Genomic DNA, 21,375 nt, shown 5'->3' with positions numbered 1-21,375 from the left:
GTCGCACGGATGCGTCTTAGCGGCTGCAGATATTCCCCCGCGTTACTTGATAGGCGAGGTTTCTGCCCGGTGCTGGTGGGCGCGATTGTGCCTTTCCGCTCCGGTGTTGCGCCTGACGTCCCGCTCATTCGCTGACAAGGGATTTCCCTCGACAATAACCGCCCCAGTCCTGAGCGGGCGCGCAGCCGGTTCAAGGCCAAGCCCCTGACGGGGTGGCGCGGGGGTATCCCCCACTTTCGGTCGCTGCGCTCCCTGCAAGCCGGGTGATGCCCCACCCCCCGCGCCAGCCATGAACCGCCCGCTTTTCCGCCCGCTCCTGAATGAGGCGTGTCGAGGAAAACCCATAGCGAAAGGAGCTACATCATGACACGCAACACCAACCAGACGGGCAAGCCCGCCCGTGAATTCACCCCGCCGGCCTACATCGCCTACCATGTCGATGAACGCGGCGAGAAGAAGTTCTGGAGCCGCATCGGCGCCGCCTGGCGCCACCAGAAGGGCGAAGGCCTGACCCTTCAACTGGACCTCATCCCGGTCAATGGCGGTCGCATCGTCCTCCGGGCCCCGTCCGAAGCAACCGAGGAGGCGGGCGCGTAAGCGCCCCCTCCCACCGGGAAGGAGAAACACCATGAACAACAATGTTCACATCGAAGCCGCTCGCGCGGCGCTGGCCCGCGCTGCCTGGGTCTACGGACAGGCACCCGCCTATGGCCAGGAAGCCGTGTCCGACCTGCTCGCCGACCTTCGACATTTCTGCGCCGTGACCGGTCTCGATTTCGCCGCGTGCCACGCGGCATCGGTCCGGTACTTTATTGAGGAGACAGGGGGCGCGTCATGACGCGCTCCATTGAAACCCACCGTATTGTCTGGCGCGGCATTACCATCGAAATCCGCTATGAAGAACGATGGCTGGATAGCGACGGTCCGTACAGCACCGCTCATCTGGAGCTGCGTGCGCTTGAACCGGAAAAAGCCCCGCTGCCGATGACCGAGACCGGCTATCGGTCTCATTTCACCCCGGCCACTGCTATCGCCGAGGCTGGCGGACCGATTGCCTTTGTGAAGGAGTGGCTCGACCACGCGGCGGGCTCGAAAGCCTGGAAAGACAAGGAGGCGGCTGCGCGGCAGATGACTTTGTTCTAGCCGCGCACGGCGGACATGAAAACGGCGCGCCCTCGCGGGCGCGCCGTTTTTAGTGCTTCTCGGATGTCACGTGGTGGGGAGCATCAGCACATTGTCCGTGCCGCACAGCAGCCGGACATCGTGCTTTGCCCAGGCCTTGAGGTCGCAATTCGGGCAGCAATAGCGCACGCGTTTGCCGCTTTTCGGGGTGGCAGGCTCAGCTGCGCTCTCGCCTGTAGTCGGGTCGGAAACTTCGGGGGCATCCTTCCAGGTCAGGGCAAACCCCTTGCCGAGAAGCTTGCTGGCGGCCACGTCGAACGGGCCGCTGGGGATGATGTAGTGCCCGAGCGTTTCGCCGGTCTCCTTGCCGCCCTCCATCCCGGTATCGGACGGCTGAAGCCCGATGGCTTTCATTTGCTCAGCCCATTCCCGGTTATGGTAGCGGCCGCGTCCCGGCTGGCCCTCATGGCGTTGCCATTGATGGGCCATCTCGTGGACGAGCGTGCCGAGGATGTCCTTCTGGCTGCGGCTCGCGAAGTGCATGGGATTGAGGGCGATTTCGTCGGCCTGCTGGCCGGCATCATTCTGGAAGCGCCCGCCAGCAAAGTAGCCGAATGTCCCTTTGCGGCGCTGGAAGGTGATGAGCGCGTTCGGCAGCGTGCCGCCGAACAGCGCCTTGTTGAAATACTCATGCGCCTGCTGAAGGCGCTCATAGGTTTCTTTGGTCGGTTTGATTGTCGGTGTAGCGGGGTCGACAGGAGAGGTTGTGTGGGTGTTGAGGGGAGCGTTCATGGAGGACCATCCTTGTCCGCCGGTCCCTTGCCACTGGAATGCACACTCCAATCTCAGTCAGGACCAGGCTGCGTGAGGCCTTAAATGTCGCTCCTGTTTGAGGCCTGCTTCCTCGTGCTTTCCTCGTCCTTGCTGCAATGAGAAAGCAATGTACGAGCACTCATCCTGTCATTATGCTGCGATGTACATTTCACTTGTGGCCCCGGCTCATGGCATAATCATAGAGAGGGGCAAATCCTGAAGTCCGGCTTTGTACAAGGTGTGCGCGGTACTACCGCGCTCACCTTGCCGGGGGAACTCTCCGGTTCCCCGCGGACCCCCTCAGGGCATCCCTAATGCCGATAAGTCCGTCCTTATGACGGCCTATGCGGCAAGGGATGCGGTCAGCCGCGTGCGGGCATCGAGCCCTTGGCGGCTGAGGCAACGTTTCGGCGTTGCATCCCGACCGAGGGAGACTGCGCTCTCCCTGGACCCATCGCGCAAAGGGGCTGGCCGCGCCCCCTTGCAACCCACGGCCAGGGCTGTCGCGCCCTGGACCACGACCGGTGTGTCGGCACCGGCTTCGAGCAAAGGGGAGATCTCGGCTCTCCCTTTGCAAACCCATCGACCGGGGAATGGCGCTCCCCGGAACCCTCGCACCAGGCAGGTTGGCGGCGCGCGGGCGATGGCGGCGGCAGCGTCCCGATCACGGCTATGCGCGCGCGTGGAAAGCGCGCGGATCGGGGCGGCTTGACGGCGCTATCGATGATGCATGACGGAGAAGAAGCGCGAAGCACCGATCTCTTACCGGCCCCCGTATGAACTGCGGGAGCAGTTCCGGGCGCGGGTCGCCGACTCTGGGCTCTCCGTCAATGCCTTCATCACCGCGGCCGTGTTCGGCGAAAATGCGCCGAAACCCGCCCGCCGGGCATCCGCATCGCGCGCGGATGTGGCGCGCCTGCTGGCCGAGACCGCGCTGCTGAACGAGCGCCTGAAGGGTCTCGTCGGCGATGCCGATCCAGCGCTGCTGGAAGACGCCGCGCGCGATATTCGTGAAATCCGGGCCGCCTGTTTGAAGGCGCTGGGGCGCGCGCCATGAGGCTCACATGATCCCCAAGGCGAGCCAGCGCGGCGGCGGCAAAGACCTCGCCACCCATCTGCTGAACGCGTTCGACAATGAGTATGTCGAGGTGGCCGAGGTCTCGGGCGCGGTCGCGCCGGATTTGCACGGGGCCTTCGCCGAGTGGGAGGCCATCGCCACCGGTCTCACCAAGTGCCGCAACTATCTGTACAGCCTCTCGGTCAATCCGGACCTCGGGCAGGGTCAGCTGTCGCGGGCACAGTACATGGATTATGTCGACCGGGTGGAGAAGGCGCTCGGCCTCGAAGGCCAGCCGCGGGCTATCGTCTACCACATCAAGAGCGGCCGGGAGCATTGCCATGTCGTCTGGTCGCGCATCGACTACCAGAACGAAAAGGCCGTCCATCTCGCCTTCGACCGCGAGAAGCTGATGATGGTGACGCGGCAGTTCGCGCGCGAGCACGGGCTGGAACTGCCGCAGGGCTATGGGCCCGGGCGCTTTGACGAACGGCGGCAGAAGGTCTCGCTCTATGAGCGGGCGCAGGAGCGCGCGACCGGCCTATCGAAGGAAGAGCGCCAGCTGAAGGTCACGCAGGCCTGGCGGCAGAGCGACAGCCCGAAGGCCTTCGTCCGGGCGCTGGAAGATCTCGGCTATGTGCTGGCGACGGGCAATCGGCCTTATGTGCTGGTCGACATTTATGGCGGGATGAATGCCCTCCCCAAGCTCATCGACGATCGCAGCGTGCGCACCAAAGATATCCGCGCCTTCCTGGAAAAGGAGTTTCCGCCGGAGTCGCTGCCCACGGTCGAGGAGGCGAAGGCGCTGGTCGCGCAGCATCGCAAGGCGCGCGAGCAGTTTGCCAAGGCCCGGGATGATGGTGCGCAATTAGAGAAACTGGCGCGGGCACAGGCGGAGCGGCGGGCGCCGGTTGAGGCGGCACGCGCTGACATGGTGGCGCGTCAGGAGCGAGAGCGGGAAACGCTGTTGCGGGAGCAATTGGCTGCCCGGCAGGCGTTGCGGGCTGGTTATCTCGCTGAGACGGCGCGGGTGCGCCAGCAGCGTGAGGAAACACGGCCGACGGGGCTGGCTGCGTTCCTTGGGCGCGTAACCGGAGCGTCGGCGATCATCCACCGGGTCCAGCGGTATAAGGATGCCAGGCGGTATGTTGCCTTCCGGGAGAGCAAGAAGGGGCTTGCGGCAGGGCAGCGCGTGGAAACGGCGTTGCTGCAGCGTCGTCATGAGCTGCAGGCGCTCGACATGAACCGGCAGCTGAAGGCGCTGACGGCGGTCGAGGCGCGGGAGCGCAAGGCGCTGGAAGAGAAGAGAGTTCGAGAACAGCGCCTGAAGGACCGGGCTGGCCATGAGCATATGCCGGCGCTGGCTCTGGAGTTAAGGCCGCGCGGGCGCAGCGCGTCAGTGCGGCGGGCGAAGGACAGGTATAGGGACAGGTCCGGACGTGATCAGGAGCGCGATGAAGAGCGCGCGATGCGGGCGCGAATAGCGGAGGAAGAAAAGCGTCTGGAGCCGGAAGCGGGCGATGTCGACCTGAAGGATGCGCACCGCGAAGCGCTGGAGCGGCAGGAGCCGTGGGCCAAGGAGGTCGATTTGCCGGGGGACTTCGCGCGGGCGGCTGGCAGTGAGGACGGCGGCGGTGACGGCGGCGGTGACGGGACGGAGGAGCCGGTGCGTATATCGCGCGCGGAGCGGAAGAGTGAGCGGCAGCGTTCGCGGCGGCGTGGAAGGGATGACTTTGAGAGGGAGAGGTAGCACCCGGCTGCTCATATTGTCTGGGCGCATTGCACTGGTCATGCCTATACTGGGTAATAAATTGTCGAGGTCTCTATGAGTTCAAAACAAGCCCCCAAGGATATCATCGCCGCCATCCGTAAATATGCAAAAGACTATTGGGATGACGATGCGGACATGGTTCAGCACGCCGTTGAAGCCGAGATTGCCGCCTACGAGGCTTTGCAGCAGATAGACTTCGGCGCGGCGGCCAAAGTCAGGCAGGAAATTATCGACGGCGCCGCCGAGGCGACCGAGAGCTGGGAGGAACGGCTATCTATTGTCGAGGGCGAGATTTCAGCGTTTGAGGAGCTGCAGCAAGAGTTCGATGATGTCCCAGCGGCTATGGTTCGCAAGCTGAAAGCGGAAGCCGCCCAGGAGCATCCCGCCGATTATGGTTTGCAGCGGGATGCCGTCGTGAACGGCGTCAATGCTTATCTCCATACCGAAGCGGTGAAGGCGAAGGTCGGACCGATGAGCGACTTGCTCATCAAGATGGAGCAGATCATCGGTAACGAGTGCTATAACAGCAAAATACAGAATTACGGCCCCGGCGGTGTCTGGGAAGGGGAAGGCCGGTCATTCCGTTACCCCGTCAAATTTCTTGACGGTGATGACGTCGTGAAGCGGTCGTCGGTCTACGACATTCCCCCGGAAGTCCTGATCACCGGGCACTATCAGTTCGGCAGCAACGAGCTCAGCATCTTCAGGGCGCTTGCCAAGGTCTTGGACATGATCGAGCAGGATTACGGCGTGCGCCTTGCGGATCTCAAACCGAAATCCTAATGGTTGGGCGCGTCCGGCAACCGGCCGGACCGGGCACTAGGGTCCGCTTTCGCCCCTGGCTACAGCGCGACCCCGGAGCCCCGCTGACGGGTCTCCGCCCATGCGGGTGACGGTCCCTCGCGCAGGGCAAGGAGGGCTCGGGAGCCCACCACCAAAGCAGGCCTTCGCTTCATCTGTTTCCGCCGCCGCCCCTCAGTATGTGAGGGCGACGGACGGCTCCAGACGAAGCAGGCGAAATAAATCGTGGACGGTTGATATCTTACGGAAAATCGCACCGCTTTGCGGTTGCGGGTCTTCGCTGAAATAGCCATTATGGACCGATTCCACGCTGGGCCAGCATTATGAAATCCATGTCGGCGAAGGACGCAAAGAACGCGTTTGGGCTGTTACTTGACACGGCGCGCGCTGAGCCTGTCACGGTCGAGAAGCATGGGCGGCCTGTCGTGGTGGTTTTGAGTGTCGAGGAGTTCGAGCGATTAAATCGGCGGCAGGACACGGAGAGGTCTTCGCGCAAGAGCTCGGTCGAACGCTGAGGGCGATTTGGTAAGGGGGGGCGAGGCGATGAAAGCGAATAAAGTCGATGTTAGATTGAGGTGCACGCGTCTATCTCGCGACGCTCGCCATCTGTGCCTTTAAGGAGATGGCAGTGCAGAATGACTCGTTGCGTGATCTGCTGAAAGTCCGGCTGCTTGTCGGCTATCTCGGTGAGATCGATCAATTTGGTTGGTGGAAAACCTCGTTCTACCAGCCCGCAAGCCAGGCGTTTCTCGAACCTGTTTTCCCGCGCACCAGCCATGTAGCCAAGTACCACGGCGTGGCCGAGGCGGCGCAGCTCGTTCATGACGAGAGCCTAAGTGTCGGGTCGTATCATCTGTTTCGACTGCCAGAAGAGCTGGAGCATGATCTGCATACGGCTCTTGCAGGAGATGAAGGCAGAGCAACCCAAGATGAGTTCATCCAGAGTAAAGACGCTGCATTAGATATGCTTCGCGCCATAGGCGCAGCATCCAAAACCTCTGCAGATGGCCCCGTTTCTCTGGGCGAGATTGACGGAGTGCGCACGTCAAATGCCATTGCGCAGATGGCAGGCATTTATGCGTCCGCCTTCGAGCGGGGGAGCAAGGCCTTTCCCTATTTGACGCGAGCCTGAAGTGACCAGCGCAAATTACACGACGCAGCTTCAGGCAGGATTGGGCTTGGTCACAGAGACCAAGGCCCTCCTGGACTTATGGGTTCCAGGGATGAGCACGGGGCAATTGCAAGACGTCGCAAGAGAGTCCGGACGCTTCCCGATGATCACTGCGCGCAGGCTGCGCAATATCGTCACCGAGTGTTTTGCGCCGCGCTATCTCGTATCAGATGCATCCCCGGCCACCCACCTTAAGATGCTGACAGCGTCCGTGCCGGTAGCTGATCTCATGCAGTTGATGTTGCTGTTCACAAGCAGAGCAAACCCCATCCTGGGAGACTTCATAAGAGAGATCTATTGGACGCGTTATGCGGGCGGATATCAGCAGATTAGCAACGAAGATGCGCGCGCCTTTGTTGAGCGCGCGATCGATGATGGTCGCACGTCAAAACGCTGGTCAGAGACGACCGTCCGGAGAGTTGCAGCCTATCTCACGGGTTGCTGCGCCGATTACGGCCTCCTGGAAAAGGGGCTCAAGTCGAATAGACGCATTCTTCCCTACCGCGTTACGCCGACGGCATCAGCCTATCTTGCCTACGACCTGCACCTGAAGGGTCTGGGAGACAATGCCATTCTGACACATCAGGATTGGCAGCTCTTTGGAATGAACAGAGACGATGTGCTCGATGAACTGAAGCGCCTGTCCTTGAAAGGCCATCTCATCGTTCAAGCAGCTGGTGACGTCGTGCGTATTGGCTGGAAACACCAAAGCATGGAGGCGCTCTGCGATGTCTTCTCTAAGAGCTGATTTTGACGAGCTGCGTGAGCGCATAAAGCAGGGTCGAGAACTCGGCCACGCCAGCTTTGAGCCTATTTTTTACCTCGTTTTTCCGCCGGAACAGATTCTGGACGTCAAACGGCAGACCCCTGCCTGGATCTCCAAGCTTCGCCAGGACCAGTGGGAAGTCGAAGTCTTCTCCATCACTGAGCACTTGTGGGCGCTTTTGAAGGACGATCCTTTTTGGGATCTTTGTGTGGCCGAAGACAAGTCGGCGCCGCTGGATTGGCGGCGTTCGAACAAAGCGCTTGCCGATATCATTGCCACAGGCAATGGCCTGCTCTCGCGGCTTGAGGCAGTTCTATCGGAACACGAGGGCAAGCCCAACGGGCTTGTCTTGGTGACAGACCTGGAGGCGTTGCATCCCTTCATGCGCATCGGCGCGATAGAGAGCCAGCTCCAGGGAAAATTCCATGTGCCGACAGTCTTCCTCTACCCCGGCGTGAGGACTGGCAAGACGCGACTGAAGTTTCTGGGCTTCTACCCCGAAGATGGCAATTACCGCTCCGTCCATGTGGGCGGGTAAACAAAACTGATGCAGTGAGATGAACATGGCGATCCGTACGCTTTTTGACCCAAGCAAAGACATTCAAAGAAATATTGAGAAGGTCATTAGCTATGGCGCTTCGCAGGAAAGCCGCCTCAAGGCGGAAATCTCAGAATATGTGGTTACGGAGAGCATTGAAGAGCAGTTCCGTAAGCTTCTGGACCGTATGCAGCTGGCCATGGAAGCCGGTGGCGAGAACGAGATCGGCGTCTGGGTTTCCGGCTTCTATGGATCTGGTAAGAGCTCTTTCACCAAGTATCTCGGCATGGCCTTTGATGACAAGCGCACTGTCGACGGAACGCCGTTCATCAATCATCTGCAGGACCGTCTGCACAAAGCTCAGACTAAAGCGCTGCTCGCTACGGTCGCGAAGCGGTTCCCTGCCGCCGTCGTAATGCTCGATCTGGCCAGCGAAATGCTCGCTGGCGCCACGATGGAGGACGTAACAACGGTTCTATATTTTAAGGTTCTGAAGTGGGCAGGATATTCAGATAATCTGATTGTTGCGGACTTTGAGCGCAGAGTTGAGAAGGACGGTCGACGCAACGAACTCGATGCCCGAATTTCAGAAAAATTCCCAGGCAAGACATGGGCTGATGTTCACAACAGTCCCCTAGTGTTGTCGGCTTTGATGCCGAAAATTGCTCACGAATTCCTTCCTGACCTATTTCCGGATGAGAGATCTTTCAACGCAGAAACGAAGGGCTGGCTTAAGTCCCAAGATCAACAAATCCAAGAGATGATCGATATTGTGCGTGAAAAAAGCGGCAAAGAGAACATTCTGTTCGTCATCGATGAGGTGGGCCAGTACGTCGCGTCGCGTGACAACCTCATTCTCAACCTTGATGGCCTCGCAAAGAACCTGAAGCGCCTCGGTGATGGCAAGGTCTGGATCATATCAACTGCCCAGCAAACCCTGACGGAGGATGACCCTCGGGCTGCGCTTAACTCGGAAAAGCTCTTTAAACTGAAGGACCGTTTTCCGATCCAGATTGATCTTGAGTCAAATGACATCAAGGAAATTTGCTATCGGCGTCTCCTGGGAAAATCCGCTTCCGGTTCGGCGGAGCTTGGCAAAATGTTTGACGCGCACGGTCAGGCATTGCGTCACAACACAAAGCTCCAAGACGCCAAATACTACGACGCCGATTTCAGCCGCGAGAGCTTCATCAACCTCTACCCGTTCTTGCCGGCTCACTTCGATATCCTGCTCCATTTGTTGGGAGCTCTGGCCAAATCGACAGGCGGCATCGGTCTGCGTTCAGCCATCAAGGTCATTCAAGACGTCCTCAAGGGCGAGGGCGGCTCAAAGCCGATGGCCGACCAGCCCGTGGGCTGGCTTGCCACAACCGTTACGCTCTTTGACGATCTAGAAAAGGATATTCGCCGCGCGTTCCCGTCCATCTACCAATCGGTCGACAAGGTAAGGATTGAGTACTTCGGCAGTGATCTCCATTTGGAGGTGGCTAAGACCATCGCCATTCTCCAGATCCTGGGGAACCTGCCGGTAACAGTCCAGAATGTTGCTGCCTTGATGCAGCCGAGTGTAACGGCGCCTTCGCGGCTTGAAGAGGTGAGAAAAGCCGTCGATGAGATGCTTGCCAACGTGCGCGTACCTCTTGGCGAAAAGGACGGCAATCTCGTCTTCTTGAGTGAACGCTTGCGTGACATCGAGGAAGAGCGGGGCGGCATCGCCCTCAGAACCGTCGATCTGAAGAGCATTTTCGCCGCGAACTTGCGCGAGGTGTTCGACCCCCTCCCGCGCCACACCCTCCACGGCACAATGGCGGTAGCTACCGGGCTCAAGCTTCAGTCCGGCAGCGCTGTGACCAGCGTAGCTGGCGATCAGAACGCCATCCAAACCGTCGTCGAGTTTGTTAAGCCTGACGACGCGGAGACGGCGCGGACGCGTATGCTCGATGACTCTCGCGGACGGCAAAACCGCAATGTGATCGGCTTAGTCGCACGGACTAATCCAGAGCTCGATGAGCTCAATGGAGAAATTTATCGTTGCCAGCGGATCGCGGAGCTTCATCGCAACGATCCAGAGCAAGAAATCAGGGACTATTGCGCCGGCCAGCTGGAGCGCGCAGCCAAGTTAGCGCTCCAGCTTCAAAGCAGGATCAAACAGGCGCTGCAGTCCGGGTCTTTTGTCTTCCGCGGAGAGGCAACCGCCGTTGCGGCGCTTGAGCCCGACCTTTTGGATGCCTCGAAGAAGCTGCTGGGCAAGGTGGCGGCGGAGGTTTTTGATCGATATGCAGAAGCCCCAGTCCGCGTTTCCACAGACAATGCCGAGAGATTCCTCAAGGTGGCGAATCCCGCCGCCCTTGCAAGCTCACTTGACCCCTTAGGGCTGGTCCAGACGGTTGCTGGGAAAGCCAGCTTCCGCACGGATCACCGTGCGATGATCAGCATCCGCGACTATCTGGACCGCCACGGCATCGCCAACGGGAAACGCTTGCTGGATGACTTCTCAAGCGACCCGTTCGGTTGGTCGCCTGACACGACCCGCTACATCATTGCGGCCATGCTCATGGCCGGCGAAGTGAAGCTCACAGTTTCAGGCCGAGAAGTAACTGCTGCCGGAACCCAGGCGATTGAAGCGCTCAAGAGCAATGTTTCATTCCGTCAGGTCGGCGTTTCCCTTCGTCACGAGCGACCGTCTAATGAAACCCTGGGCCGGGCTGCGCAGCGATTGACCGATCTGGTTGGAGACGTCGTCATTCCGCTGGAGCAGGAGATAAGCAAGGCGACAGCCAAGCACTTTACGCAGTTCCAGCTGGAGTATGGCACGCTTTCTGAACGGCTGAGCCGCCTCGGGCTCGGCGGAAGCGACCGTGTGAAGGGGATGAATCAGGAGATCGCTGATATCCTTTTCACCGACGCGTCTGATGCTCCGCAGCGGTTGGGGGCTGAGGACTCGTCGATCTACAACAATTTGAAGTGGGCCCACGAGGTCAAGCGCGCACTCGACAATGGTCTTGAAACCACCTTGCGCGAGCTTCAGGACCACTGCCGAGAAATCGCCCAGCTGCCTGATACTGGGATTCCAGGCGATTTGCGCCGCGATTCGGACGAAGCCTTGAAATCGGTCACTGAGCGGCTTGCGACCGATGAGTTCTATCGTCATGCGGCAGATTTCAGCACTCAGCTTACTGAGACCAAGGGGCGCGTCAGGGACGCCGTTGCCACTCTGGCAGAGCAGCAGAAGCAGCGGCTTAAGGACGGTCTCGATGACCTGCAGCGCGTTTCGGAATGGAGCGAGCTGACGCAAGAGGAAAAGAGCAATGTTGCTTCAAGGCTGGATGGCCTGGAGATCAGCGTCGGGCACGACCTCGCCGGTCTGAAGCGGCTCTTAACCCGCGACTATGATATCAACAGCACCATTGATGAGCTGCGCCGCTCAATCCAGCGGCAGGGGCAAGAGCGTGTTTTGCAGCGCGTCGCGCAGCAGCAGAAGGGTATGGCTGAGGATGGTCCCAAGAAGCTGACTGAAGCGGTCCCGCTGCCTGCAAAGCTAACGACCCTCGCCGACCTGGAGTCGTTGATTCAGCGCCTGAACCAGCTTCGCGGTCAGTTCTCGGCCTATCAGGATGTCGAGCTCTCGCTCATCATCGAGGGAGAGAAGTAGCATGGCTTTCGATCAGGCGACGCGCAATCGCTTGCAGCGGTTTGTGAATGAGGCGCGTAAAGCACTCGAAGAGGAGTTCACCCGCCAGCTGCAGCTCGATTACGGGCTTGATCCGGCGTCTGGGACAGTCACGCCGATAGAGAACTTGCGTCACCTAAACGACGCTCAGCGTGAAACGGCGCGCATCCTGCGTGATACGCTGGCGCATTATTGCGCACGCCCGGGGACGGACACGACCGCTGGCCTCGACCGTATCGTTCGCGAACAGGCGTTCACCGTCCTCAATCGTCTGGCAGCGCTGCGGATGGCTGAGGCGCGTGGGCTGCTAATTGAGTCGGTTGGTAACGGCTATCAGGCAAAGGGCTTTCAACTTTATTCCCGCCTGGCGGGCGGCGGTCTCGGTGAAACTGGGGATGCCTATCGGACTTACTTGCTGAGTGTCTTTGACGAGCTTTCGCAGGATTTGCCGACCCTCTTTGATCGCTATTCGCCTCAGGGGCGCTTGTTCCCTCGTGAGACGGCACTTGTTCATATTCTGTCTCTGATCAGTCACGGTGAAATCGATCCTCTCTGGGCTGAAGACGAGACGATTGGCTGGATTTACCAGTACTTCAACTCGAAGGAAGAGCGCAAAGCTATGCGTGAGGCGTCCCCCGCGCCGCGCGACAGCCGCGAGCTTGCTGTGCGCAACCAATTTTTCACGCCGCGCTATGTGGTCGAGTTCCTGGTCGACAACACATTGGGACGGCTCTGGTTTAATTGGACGGGCGGGCAAACCGCGCTGCGCGATCGTTGCCAGTATCTGCTGGTAAAGCCAGACGAGCAGCCTGAGGCCGCTAAGCGGTTGCGTGACCCGCGTACAGTCAAGTTGATCGACCCCGCCTGTGGCTCGATGCATTTTGGACTTTATGCCTTCGACCTGTTCGAAGAGATCTACCGCGAAGCATGGGCGTGGGAGCAGGCTCATGGCCCCGGGGCGCTGGATCGCGAAACCGGGGGGAACTCCAATCTGAGGCCTCTCTCGGAGACCTATCCGGACCACGATACCTTCCTACGCGATGTGCCGAGGCTGATAATCGAGCGTAATATATACGGCGTCGACATCGACCCTCGGGCGGCGCAGATTGCATCGCTAGCGCTGTGGCTGCGGGCGCAGCGAACTTGGCATGAGACAGGCGTGAAGGCCAAGGAGCGGCCGCAGGTGGGCCAAGGCCAAGTCGTGGCGGCAGTGGCCCCACCGGCCGAGATGGACATGCGCCAACGGTTTATGGAGGAGCTCGATCCCCTGGACGCCGAGCTGTTCGAGCGGACGCTGTTCATGCTCAAGGGGTTGCCCGAGCTTGGGGTGCTTTTGCAGGTCGAGAAGGAGCTCCCCGCGCTAATCCGCCAGGTTTTTGGCGAGCACGGCGGCCTGTTCCGCACCGAAGATATGGCGCAGTGGCAGACGGCTGAGACGCGGCTGCGCGAGGCGCTGACAAACTACGCCCGCGCGGCGCGATCTACCTATCAGGGAAGGCTGTTTGCCGAGGACGCACTGCAAGGCCTGAGGATGATTGACCTCTGTCGGGAGGTGTTTGATGTGGTTGTGATGAATCCGCCGTTCGGCGAGCTTTCGGAAGAAACAAAAGACCTCCTTGAGGCTGCTTATCCAAACTCGAAGACGAACCTCCTGACCATTTTTGTTGAGCGATCGGTGCAGATACTCCGAAGGAATGGCTTGCTTGGGGCAATAACCTCGCGAACAGCGTTCTTCCTATCAAGCTATAAAAAGTGGCGTACAAATGTACTCTTAAAGCATACGGACGTTTCTGCATTTGCAGACCTTGGTGAAGGCGTATTGGACGACGCTAACGTTGAGGTGGCCGCGTACAGCCTTCAGGTGGTGAAGTAATGTCGGTATTTATTGGGCTTCTAAAACATCAAGATAAGGGGCAAGCCCTTTTATCCCAGATTGAAACATTTCGGTCTGGACATCCGGGGCGAAGCACTTTTGAACGGAACACAGATAGCTTTTCGGCGATTGATGGCGCTGCTTTCCTGTACTCTGTGGCTCGCCCTCTTCTAGATCTGGCTGCTAAAGGGCAAACACTATCAACACTTGGCGCTGACGCACGCCAAGGCATTGGAGCGGCAACGCGTTATCATCGGCTTTGGTGGGAGATACTTCCCGAAACCGTTGAAAAGAAGGGCCCTCGAGCATGGCCATTTATGGCTCACGGAACACCTTATTCTCCATTCTATAAGCCTAGCTACTTCCGCTTCAATTGGGGAGAGGGCGGCGCCGAAGCCAAGGCGGACATATGTCATCGCTATCCGTACCTGAATGGTAACTATGGCTTCAAGATACAAGCCGAAGAGCATTACTTCTTGCCAGGACTTGCCTATGGCAAGCGAACAACCAATTTTTCAGTACAGGTAATGCCTGCAGAGCATGTCTTCTCGTTTGAGGGAACGGCGATCGCAACCAAGGGTTCTCGTATAGAGCCATGGACTTTGCTTGGGTTGCTCAATTCTCGACCCGTCGCATATTGGCTTTCAAAGGTTTGCGCGCAGCATAAGGCCTACAACTACCTACAGGCTCTTCCTGTGCCGAATGAGTTTGATGGTCGATTAGGAGAGCTATCTCGTTTGGGTTGGCGTCTTTCTCACGCAATAGACCAGGGCAATGAGTCTTCGAATGCCTTTCTCTTGCCGGAGATTCTTATATCTAAATTGCGCGAGCAGAATGCAGACACCCTAAGAGGACGTATTTCGGGGATCTTAGAAGAGATTGACGATATTGCGTTCAAACTATTCGGTTTCAGCGATGCAGAACGAGAGTTGGCATTCGATACGTCCGACACCATCTCCGAGGTATTGCAGGATGACGAGATCGACGACGAAGAACTTGACGAGACAAGCCTTTCAGATCAGGTCAATCAAATTGATGCGTTGTTAACTTGGGCTGTTGGCGTCACCTTCGGTCGCTTTGACTGGCAGCTCGCGACGGGCGAGCGCGATGCCCCCCCCGAACCCGAACCGTTCGATCCGCTACCGGCCAAGAGCCCAGGCATGCTGCCCGACGGCGCCGCACCCTTCCATAACCACAGCGGCATCTTGGTGGATGATCAGGGCCACCCGCATGATCTGGTCCGGCTGATCGGAGAAGTTCTTGACCGCGTCGACGCGGAGGTGCCTGATGACGTGCGCCGCTGGCTGCAGCGGGACTTCTTCCCGCTGCACCTGAAGCAATACAGCAAGAGCCGCCGCAAGGCTCCGATCTATTGGCCGCTTTCGACCAATTCGGGCAGCTATACGCTCTGGCTCTACTATCCCAGCCTGACAAGCCAAACGCTCTATACCGCCGTCAACGACTTCGTGGAACCGAAGTTGAAACAGGTTGCTCGCGATGCTGCCGCTCTGCGTGAGAAGGGAAGTAGCCGGTCGAGGGATGACGAGAAAACCTTTGAGGCGCTGCAGGGCTTGGAGCTGGAGCTGATCGAGTTGCGCGATACCTTGCTGCGGATCGCCCCGACCTATGGTCCGAACCATGATGATGGTGTCCAAATCACCGCCGCGCCGCTGTGGCAGCTGTTCCAGCACAAGCCTTGGCAGAAGGTGTTGAAGGACACGTGGACGAAACTTGAGAAGGGGGACTACGACTGGGCCCATCTCGCCATGGCCTATTGGCCGGACCGTGTGCGCGAGAAATGTAAGACAGACAAGTCGCTCGCCATCGCCCACGACTTGGAACGGCTCTATGAGCCCAGTTCATCGGCGGCGGCTGGCAAGAGGAAGAAGAAAGGCGGCGGGGAATGACGACGCAATATAGTGTTGCAACGCCCGTTTGTTTCTTCCAAGCTTTGGAATATGGCGAATATAGTGTCTTTAATTATGGATATTTAGAAGAGATTTGAACTGATGAGCATTTCACATTTCATCAAGGAGCAAATCCTTCTCCCGCGCCTTCGGCAGGCGGGGTGCATGGTCGTTTATGACCCGGAACATCGCTATCGCGATCAATGCCTAAGCCTGGCGAGCGACCAGGTGCTCATTGTGGATGCGTCCGAGAGCGGAATTGAGGCGCGTCAGGCGGCCCTCACGGCTCTTGTTGATCTTGGCAAGGCTGAGCCTGCCCTCGAAGGCGTACTCATCTATGTGCCTGCGCGTAAGCCAGACACCGACGAGGCGATGCAGATTGACCCGTTTTCCATATATTCAAAGTGTGGCGCAGTCTTTCCGCAGAATGATGGCGATGAATATCTGAGCCTGTGTCTCCGTGCTCGCCCAGACCATACTACTGAGATCCGGAAGGCGTTTGCGGCTACGCCGTCAGGCCCGGCATTCTCGGTTATCGATGCCATTGGGGGCGGTGCTAGCTGGCCTCATCTTCGGTCGGCGTTAGGTGTGGAGTCGGGTCGGGAAATCCTAACCGCCCTTCTCGTGCCCAATGACAAGCAGGCTGCTGAATTGAAGCGGCAGGAAGGCTGGCCCGATGAAGCGCGGGAGTTCCTGCGTGCAACGCTGTCCATGACCGTGAAGACACGTGGCAAGACTTGGAGCGCGTTGGCCGATGAGCTCTGGCGTTTTGTGCTGTTTAGCGAGTTTGTGTTCGATCTGCCCGGTGCGCTACCTGAATCCATCAAAGGCGTTCCCCATGCCCCAATCGAGGCGCGGCCAGTGGTCGAGGATGTCTGTGAGCGGCTGCGCAACGACCCGCGGTGGCGGTCGGCGTATATCGAGCGCGCCGAGACCATAGAGGCAGAGCTGGATTTGCAGAAGCAATGCGCCTCGATTGAGGATCTCGGGGAGCGCGACACCTTTCCGTTCGAAGAGCGCACTTATCTCAGTGTAGCCATCAATGGCATCACGACGGGTGATCTCGATGCGGCGCGCAAGGTTTTGGCTCGGCACAAGAACTCTGTCTGGCTCGGCAAGGGTGAGAGCCAAGCGCAATGGGAGTTGGTCCGCTCGGGTCTCAATCTCATCGAGGCTTGCGAGGATTACGAGCGGCAACTTCCTGATCGTGCGCGCACGCAGTCGGAGTTGATCGATTTCTATGTGACCACGCTGCGTGAAGTTGACCGTGTACATCGAGAATTTGAGCAGGCTGTTGGGGAATTTATCGATCCCCATGGGATGATGCATGAGGTCATTCAGCAATCTCGCCAGCGCTATCGCCGATTGGCTGAGAAAGTGCAGACCATCTTTATGAAGCACTTGGCGCTGAGCGGTTGGCCGCCGGCAGAGCGGCTTGCTAATGCGGAGACATTCGACCGCTTTGTCGGGTCGCGTCTTAAGGATGCGGGGCGAAGGGTGGCATACATCCTGGTTGATGCTCTTCGCTATGAGCTCGGCGTCGCCCTGGAGAAAATGCTAGCTGAAGACGGGCCGGTTGAGCTTCACGCGGCTTATGCGCAGTTGCCCACCATTACACCGGTCGGCATGGCCAGCTTGCTGCCGGATGCCAGATCGCAGCTGACGCTTGCGACCGAAACCGAGGCGCTTGTGCCAAAGCTTGGGGGCGTGGCGGTCCCCAATGTTAGCGCCCGGATGGACGTCCTTCGGCGGAAATTTGGGGATCGTTTTAGCGAAATGACCCTTGGCGACTTTGTTCGTGGGAAACCCAAGATTCCAGCCACCGTTGATCTGTTGGTCTTGCGGTCGACGGAAATCGACAGCCAGCTTGAGAACAATCCAGAGACGACCCTTGGGTTAATCCCGTCGACGCTCAAGTTTGTCCGCAATGCGCTCCACAAGCTGAGGGGCATGGGCTTCAACGACGCCGTGATTGTGACGGACCACGGGTTCTTCCTTAACGCCCAGGCGGATCATGGTGATGTCTGCGCCAAGCCCCTGGGGAAGTGGGTCGTCAATGCCCATGATCGTATGCTTCTGGGTACGGGCAACGAGGACAGCAACAATCTCGTTGTGCCGGCCGAGCGGATAGGCATCCGCACTGACGCAATGCAAGCGGCACTGCCAAGGAGCATGGCCCCTTACAGCAGCGGCCATCTCTACTTCCATGGCGGCGCGTCGCTGGCTGAGGCCGTCGTTCCAGTGCTTGTTGCGCGCCTCGATTCTGGGGAGCAAGCAGTGGTTTCGCGGTCTTCCGTGGAGCTCAGCTATCGCAATGGCGCAACCCGCATCACGACTCGTGTTCCCGTCATCGAGGTGGCGCTGAATTCGGACGATATGTTCTCGCGGGACGTCAGCGTTGAAATCCTGCTAGAGGCCCAGGATACGAAGGGCCGGGTTGTCGGTGAGCCGAGGCCAGGCGCTGATGTGAATCCTACCACTCATACCATTACTCTTAAGCCCGGCGATCGTAAGCAGATTGCTCTGGGCATGGACCGCGAATTTGAGGGCAAGTTCGTGGTCAAGGCCTTGAATCCGACGACCCTGGCTAGCTTTTTCACCCTTACCCTTGAGACGGACTACACCGTATGAGTGAGCACGACCAACTCGATACGAAGCTTCTTGCAGCCTTCGACGGAAAGGTGGTCCGCAAAGATCTCCTGCATCGGATCAAGAAGGGGACGAACGTGCCCACGTTCGTTCTGGAGTTCTTGCTTGCTCGCTTCTGCGCAAGCGATAGCCAGGCGGAGATCGACGCCGGCATGGAGGCCGTCCTCGCGACGCTGCAGGATAACTACGTGCGTCCTGATGAGGCGAATGCCGCGCAGTCGAAGGTTGCTACAAAAGGTAGCCACCGTTTCATCGACAAGGTGCATGTGCGCTATGTCGAGAAAGAGAAGCGGCACTGGGCATCCCTGGAGAATTTCAACTCTCAGCGTATAGCGATTGGCGAAAAGTTCTATCGCGACAATGACCGGCTGCTCGAAGGCGGAATCTGGGCGGAGGTCACGCTCACCCACAACGATATCGAGGAAGATAATTACGCCTTCTACATCGAGGATTTGCGTCCAATTCAGCTGTCGCGATTTGATTTCGCTCGCTACGTCGAGGGACGAAACGGCTTCACGCGCGACGAGTGGATTGATGCCATCATGCGTTCGGTCGGCTTGGAGCCTTCAAAGCTCGATCACCGCGTGAAGATGCATTTCATCGCGCGACTGGCTGCGCTGGTGGAGCCGAACTACAACTACATTGAGCTTGGGCCCCGCGGAACGGGCAAATCGTATTTCTTCAGTGAATTCTCGCCGTACGCCACGCTTATCTCTGGCGGTCAGGCAACCAAAGCAACGCTGTTCTACAATAACGCCCGCCGCAAAGTAGGTCTGGTAGGTTACTGGGATACCGTTGCTTTCGACGAAGTGGGCGGCATCAAGGTCCGTGACCCTGACACAATCCAGATTATGAAGGACTTTATGGCGAATGGCCGCTTCTCGCGCGGCGCTGAAGTCATCGCCGATGCAAGCCTTAGCTTTGTCGGGAACATCGATCTATCGGTGCAGCAGGTCGTGAACTCAACGGAGTATGATCTGTTCCAGCCGTTGCCGCCTGAGCTCGATCTCGCCGTTATGGACCGTTTTGCTGCCTATATCCCCGGCTGGGAAATGCCCAAGAACAGCAGCTCATTCCTAACCAGCCGGTATGGCTTTATTACCGACTACCTGGCAGAGGCCTTCCACTACCAGTTCAAACACACAAATCGGTACGAGGAAGTCAGCCGCCGCGTTCGTTTGGGCAAGGCCGTGGAAGGGCGCGACGAGAAGGGCATCAAGAAAACAATCTGCGCCTTCCTCAAGATTCTACATCCCAACGGCCCGCCGACTGACGAGGAGTTCGATGAATACGTCTCCTATGCGGTTGAATGCCGGCGCCGGGTTAAGGAGCAGATGAACAAGCGCAAACCGGATGACGAGTTTGCCAAAATCGGGCTCTCCTATTTCGATGCAGCCGGGAAAGAGGTTGTCGTTTATTGCCCTGAATCTAAGAACGCTGAGGCAACCCAGCAGCCCGCGCGACGCCGCCTGCGGCAGAACGGGGCAGACGCGATTGGTGAGAGTCAGGTGCCGAGTACGCCTGCTGCTTCAGAAAGTAGCCCGCCGCCGGTCGGTTTGACGGATGTGCCGTCACCCGCGCCCGATATAGCTGCCCCTGAGCTGAGGGAGCAGCATTTCACCATCCTCTATGGCGACACCGGCCATAGTTATGAGTCTATCCTTGGCCCATATTTGCGCGGCGCGACGGCGTTGGTCATCGAAGATCCCTACATTCGGATGCCGCATCAAATTCAGAACTTCGTCAGGTTCTGCGAAACGGTTCTCCGTCACAGCGTCGCGAAGAAGATTACGCTGGTGACCAGCTACGATGACAAGACGCAGTTCGCCGACATCTCCGAGAAGCTCGAAGAGCTCAAACAGAGCCTGCTAGAGCTTGATGTTGTGCTTGAAATCAATCTCAACGCCAATCTGCATGACCGGGAGATCCGGATAGACAACGGATGGGTCGTTAAGATTGGCCGTGGTCTCGACTTCTATCAGAAGCCTGGCGGATGGTTCGAGGTGGGGTCGCACGATTTGAGCCTGCGCAAGTGCTTGGAAACGAAGGTCGATATATACCGCACTCCGGGCGGTGAGATCGCTTGAGCATTACTCCTTAGAGCTCATGCGGAGAGCGTAGCGTATGCCGACTTTCGAAGAGGTGTCTGGGTCACTTGATCAGATCATGGGCGTGAAGGCAGTCTGGGGCCGTTCTTCGGAGCCGGTCATGTGCTTTGGGTCGCGTGGTGATGAGGCTCTCAAAAACGCAGGACATTTTCAGCAGGCTCGCGCGACCGCAGAAAAAGCGGTTTTGCGGCCCTATCTTGTGACTATTGGGGGCGGTGCCGAAGTTGGCAAAGAGCTGCGTGGCCGGGTTCTGGAGCTTGTGCGGGTCACGGGCGTCTACGGAGAGACAAAAGCGTTCGTCCGCGACTCCGCTTTGATGGCCCGCCTAGCGCAGTGGCCAGTCGCGGTCGTGCTGTCAGAGGTCTACCGCATTGCGAGCGAGCCGCGGCTGATTGAAGACCTTGGTTTTGCGGACAAGAACATCCTGAACAATGCCTATGACGGTGTGCGGCGCGACGAGCCCTCAATGGAGCAGCTTTGGGAGGCCTTGCGCTCCGTCGAGGTTACGCGTCGCTGGGACGTGGAGGCGTTACCCGGTTTCCGTGATCCAGGAAGAGTACAACTTTGCAGTTCGCTCTACCCCAACGTCCCCGCAGGTTCGTCTGAGGGAAAGCGGATCAGGAAGGAAATGGTCGATAAGGAGCGCGATCCCAAGCTCGCGCGGGCGGTAAAGGAAATCAACCGAGCACGCAATGGTGGCGTCATTGTCTGCGAAGGCTGTGATTTTAGCGATGAAAGCGGCGCTCTGTTTGACGCCCATCATCGCGATCCGCTCGGAAAAGGACCGCGCTGGAGTTGCCCGGAGAGTTTTGCGGTGCTCTGTCCAACGTGTCATCGCTGGTGTCATCACAAGGCTGCTGACGTTCTTCAGCCTCTTGCTATTCCCGCGTTGAGGGCGGCCCGGTGGAGTGCAGTCTCGTCGGTAGCGTCGGATTTGGCCAGGTAACGTGTGGTAGCCGATCGGCTCCAAAAACCAGCAAATGCAGTGCCTTGCATGGTTCTTGACTTCGCCCACATGACCGGGCAAGATTTCGCGGTGCATGTGAGCATAAGGTGACGCCTGGCACGTAAGAGAATTGTCGCCGATAAAGAATCCAGCGCCAGTTTAACTGGAAATGCTGATGACAAT

General features: G+C 58.5%; 17 protein-coding genes. 16 read left to right on the top strand and 1 reads right to left on the bottom strand.

All coding sequences use genetic code 11. The features are described from left to right. Positions 1–363: 363 nt before the first annotated feature. The 3 genes from ACSBOB_RS09220 to ACSBOB_RS09210 are packed head-to-tail and all read left to right on the top strand — an operon-like array spanning position 364 to position 1,143. Complete coding sequence (locus ACSBOB_RS09220) at positions 364–597, top strand: hypothetical protein (RefSeq protein ID WP_442582125.1); 234 nt, start codon at positions 364–366, stop codon at positions 595–597. A 31-nt stretch (positions 598–628) separates the two neighbouring features. After that, positions 629–838, top strand: a complete 210-nt coding sequence (locus ACSBOB_RS09215) for a hypothetical protein (RefSeq protein WP_442582124.1) — start codon at positions 629–631, stop codon at positions 836–838. After that, positions 835–1,143 carry a hypothetical protein gene (locus ACSBOB_RS09210; protein ID WP_442582123.1) on the top strand — a complete coding sequence of 103 codons (309 nt, stop codon included), beginning with the start codon at positions 835–837 and terminating at the stop codon, positions 1,141–1,143. Before ACSBOB_RS09215 ends, ACSBOB_RS09210 begins: the two co-directional genes overlap by 4 nt. A 66-nt stretch (positions 1,144–1,209) precedes the next feature. Here the strand turns inward: ACSBOB_RS09210 and ACSBOB_RS09205 are convergent, their stop codons facing one another. Further along, on the bottom strand, positions 1,210–1,914 hold the full coding sequence (locus ACSBOB_RS09205; protein WP_442582122.1) for a SprT-like domain-containing protein: 705 nt from the start codon (positions 1,912–1,914) through the stop codon (positions 1,210–1,212). A 751-nt stretch (positions 1,915–2,665) separates the two neighbouring features. Here ACSBOB_RS09205 and ACSBOB_RS09200 point away from each other — a divergent pair. The 13 genes from ACSBOB_RS09200 (at position 2,666) to ACSBOB_RS09140 (ending at position 21,192) form a co-directional block, all read left to right on the top strand. Continuing rightward, on the top strand, positions 2,666–2,992 hold the full coding sequence (locus tag ACSBOB_RS09200) for a hypothetical protein (protein WP_442582121.1): 327 nt from the start codon (positions 2,666–2,668) through the stop codon (positions 2,990–2,992). A gap of 7 nt (positions 2,993–2,999) precedes the next feature. Next, positions 3,000–4,742 (top strand): relaxase/mobilization nuclease domain-containing protein, encoded by a 1,743-nt coding sequence (locus tag ACSBOB_RS09195; RefSeq protein WP_442582120.1) that lies wholly within the window; start codon positions 3,000–3,002, stop codon positions 4,740–4,742. A 75-nt stretch (positions 4,743–4,817) separates the two neighbouring features. Next, positions 4,818–5,546 (top strand): hypothetical protein, encoded by a 729-nt coding sequence (locus tag ACSBOB_RS09190; RefSeq protein WP_442582119.1) that lies wholly within the window; start codon positions 4,818–4,820, stop codon positions 5,544–5,546. 341 nt (positions 5,547–5,887) lie between these two features. Beyond that, positions 5,888–6,079: a type II toxin-antitoxin system prevent-host-death family antitoxin gene (locus ACSBOB_RS09185; RefSeq protein WP_442582118.1), complete on the top strand. Its 192-nt coding sequence runs from the start codon at positions 5,888–5,890 to the stop codon at positions 6,077–6,079. Positions 6,080–6,192: 113 nt separating this feature from the next. Beyond that, positions 6,193–6,696 (top strand): BrxE family protein, encoded by a 504-nt coding sequence (locus ACSBOB_RS09180; RefSeq protein ID WP_442582117.1) that lies wholly within the window; start codon positions 6,193–6,195, stop codon positions 6,694–6,696. 1 nt (position 6,697) lies between these two features. Then, positions 6,698–7,483, top strand: a complete 786-nt coding sequence (locus ACSBOB_RS09175; RefSeq protein WP_442582116.1) for a DUF1819 family protein — start codon at positions 6,698–6,700, stop codon at positions 7,481–7,483. Further along, the gene (locus ACSBOB_RS09170) at positions 7,464–8,039 is read left to right on the top strand and encodes a BREX protein BrxB domain-containing protein (protein ID WP_442582115.1); all 576 of its coding nucleotides are present in this window, start codon (positions 7,464–7,466) and stop codon (positions 8,037–8,039) included. The genes ACSBOB_RS09175 and ACSBOB_RS09170 overlap by 20 nt, the downstream gene beginning before the upstream one ends. Before the next feature lie 25 nt (positions 8,040–8,064). Further along, a complete protein-coding gene (gene brxC, locus ACSBOB_RS09165; RefSeq protein ID WP_442582114.1) occupies positions 8,065–11,691 on the top strand; it encodes a BREX system P-loop protein BrxC in 3,627 nt (1,208 codons plus the stop codon). Between the two features lies 1 nt (position 11,692). After that, on the top strand, positions 11,693–13,582 hold the full coding sequence (locus ACSBOB_RS09160; RefSeq protein WP_442582113.1) for an Eco57I restriction-modification methylase domain-containing protein: 1,890 nt from the start codon (positions 11,693–11,695) through the stop codon (positions 13,580–13,582). Next, the gene (locus tag ACSBOB_RS09155) at positions 13,582–15,489 is read left to right on the top strand and encodes a hypothetical protein (RefSeq protein ID WP_442582112.1); all 1,908 of its coding nucleotides are present in this window, start codon (positions 13,582–13,584) and stop codon (positions 15,487–15,489) included. The genes ACSBOB_RS09160 and ACSBOB_RS09155 overlap by 1 nt, the downstream gene beginning before the upstream one ends. A 102-nt stretch (positions 15,490–15,591) precedes the next feature. After that, positions 15,592–18,120, top strand: coding sequence for a PglZ domain-containing protein (locus tag ACSBOB_RS09150; protein ID WP_442582111.1), 2,529 nt, complete (start codon positions 15,592–15,594; stop codon positions 18,118–18,120). Next, positions 18,117–20,225 carry a BREX system Lon protease-like protein BrxL gene (gene brxL, locus ACSBOB_RS09145; protein ID WP_442582110.1) on the top strand — a complete coding sequence of 703 codons (2,109 nt, stop codon included), beginning with the start codon at positions 18,117–18,119 and terminating at the stop codon, positions 20,223–20,225. Before ACSBOB_RS09150 ends, brxL begins: the two co-directional genes overlap by 4 nt. A 37-nt stretch (positions 20,226–20,262) precedes the next feature. Next, positions 20,263–21,192 (top strand): hypothetical protein, encoded by a 930-nt coding sequence (locus tag ACSBOB_RS09140; RefSeq protein ID WP_442582109.1) that lies wholly within the window; start codon positions 20,263–20,265, stop codon positions 21,190–21,192. Positions 21,193–21,375 lie beyond the last annotated feature (183 nt).

Source organism: Mesorhizobium sp. KACC 23794, from assembly GCF_052180275.1.
GTDB lineage: Bacteria > Pseudomonadota > Alphaproteobacteria > Rhizobiales > Rhizobiaceae > Kumtagia.
Note: the sequence above shows the minus strand (reverse complement) of the source record. Positions and strands in the feature narration are given on the sequence as shown.

Bases quoted from the DNA above. Each gene is read 5' to 3' on its own strand.
- ACSBOB_RS09185 (WP_442582118.1), top strand. From the start codon at position 5,888: ATGAAATCCATGTCGGCGAAGGACGCAAAGAACGCGTTTGGGCTGTTA.
- ACSBOB_RS09155 (WP_442582112.1), top strand. From the start codon at position 13,582: ATGTCGGTATTTATTGGGCTTCTAAAACATCAAGATAAGGGGCAAGCC.
- ACSBOB_RS09150 (WP_442582111.1), top strand. From the start codon at position 15,592: ATGAGCATTTCACATTTCATCAAGGAGCAAATCCTTCTCCCGCGCCTT.
- ACSBOB_RS09210 (WP_442582123.1), top strand. From the start codon at position 835: ATGACGCGCTCCATTGAAACCCACCGTATTGTCTGGCGCGGCATTACC.
- brxL (WP_442582110.1), top strand. From the start codon at position 18,117: ATGAGTGAGCACGACCAACTCGATACGAAGCTTCTTGCAGCCTTCGAC.
- ACSBOB_RS09200 (WP_442582121.1), top strand. From the start codon at position 2,666: ATGACGGAGAAGAAGCGCGAAGCACCGATCTCTTACCGGCCCCCGTAT.
- ACSBOB_RS09170 (WP_442582115.1), top strand. From the start codon at position 7,464: ATGTCTTCTCTAAGAGCTGATTTTGACGAGCTGCGTGAGCGCATAAAG.
- ACSBOB_RS09220 (WP_442582125.1), top strand. From the start codon at position 364: ATGACACGCAACACCAACCAGACGGGCAAGCCCGCCCGTGAATTCACC.
- brxC (WP_442582114.1), top strand. From the start codon at position 8,065: ATGGCGATCCGTACGCTTTTTGACCCAAGCAAAGACATTCAAAGAAAT.
- ACSBOB_RS09205 (WP_442582122.1), bottom strand. From the start codon at position 1,914: ATGAACGCTCCCCTCAACACCCACACAACCTCTCCTGTCGACCCCGCT.
- ACSBOB_RS09160 (WP_442582113.1), top strand. From the start codon at position 11,693: ATGGCTTTCGATCAGGCGACGCGCAATCGCTTGCAGCGGTTTGTGAAT.
- ACSBOB_RS09215 (WP_442582124.1), top strand. From the start codon at position 629: ATGAACAACAATGTTCACATCGAAGCCGCTCGCGCGGCGCTGGCCCGC.
- ACSBOB_RS09190 (WP_442582119.1), top strand. From the start codon at position 4,818: ATGAGTTCAAAACAAGCCCCCAAGGATATCATCGCCGCCATCCGTAAA.
- ACSBOB_RS09195 (WP_442582120.1), top strand. From the start codon at position 3,000: ATGATCCCCAAGGCGAGCCAGCGCGGCGGCGGCAAAGACCTCGCCACC.
- ACSBOB_RS09140 (WP_442582109.1), top strand. From the start codon at position 20,263: ATGCCGACTTTCGAAGAGGTGTCTGGGTCACTTGATCAGATCATGGGC.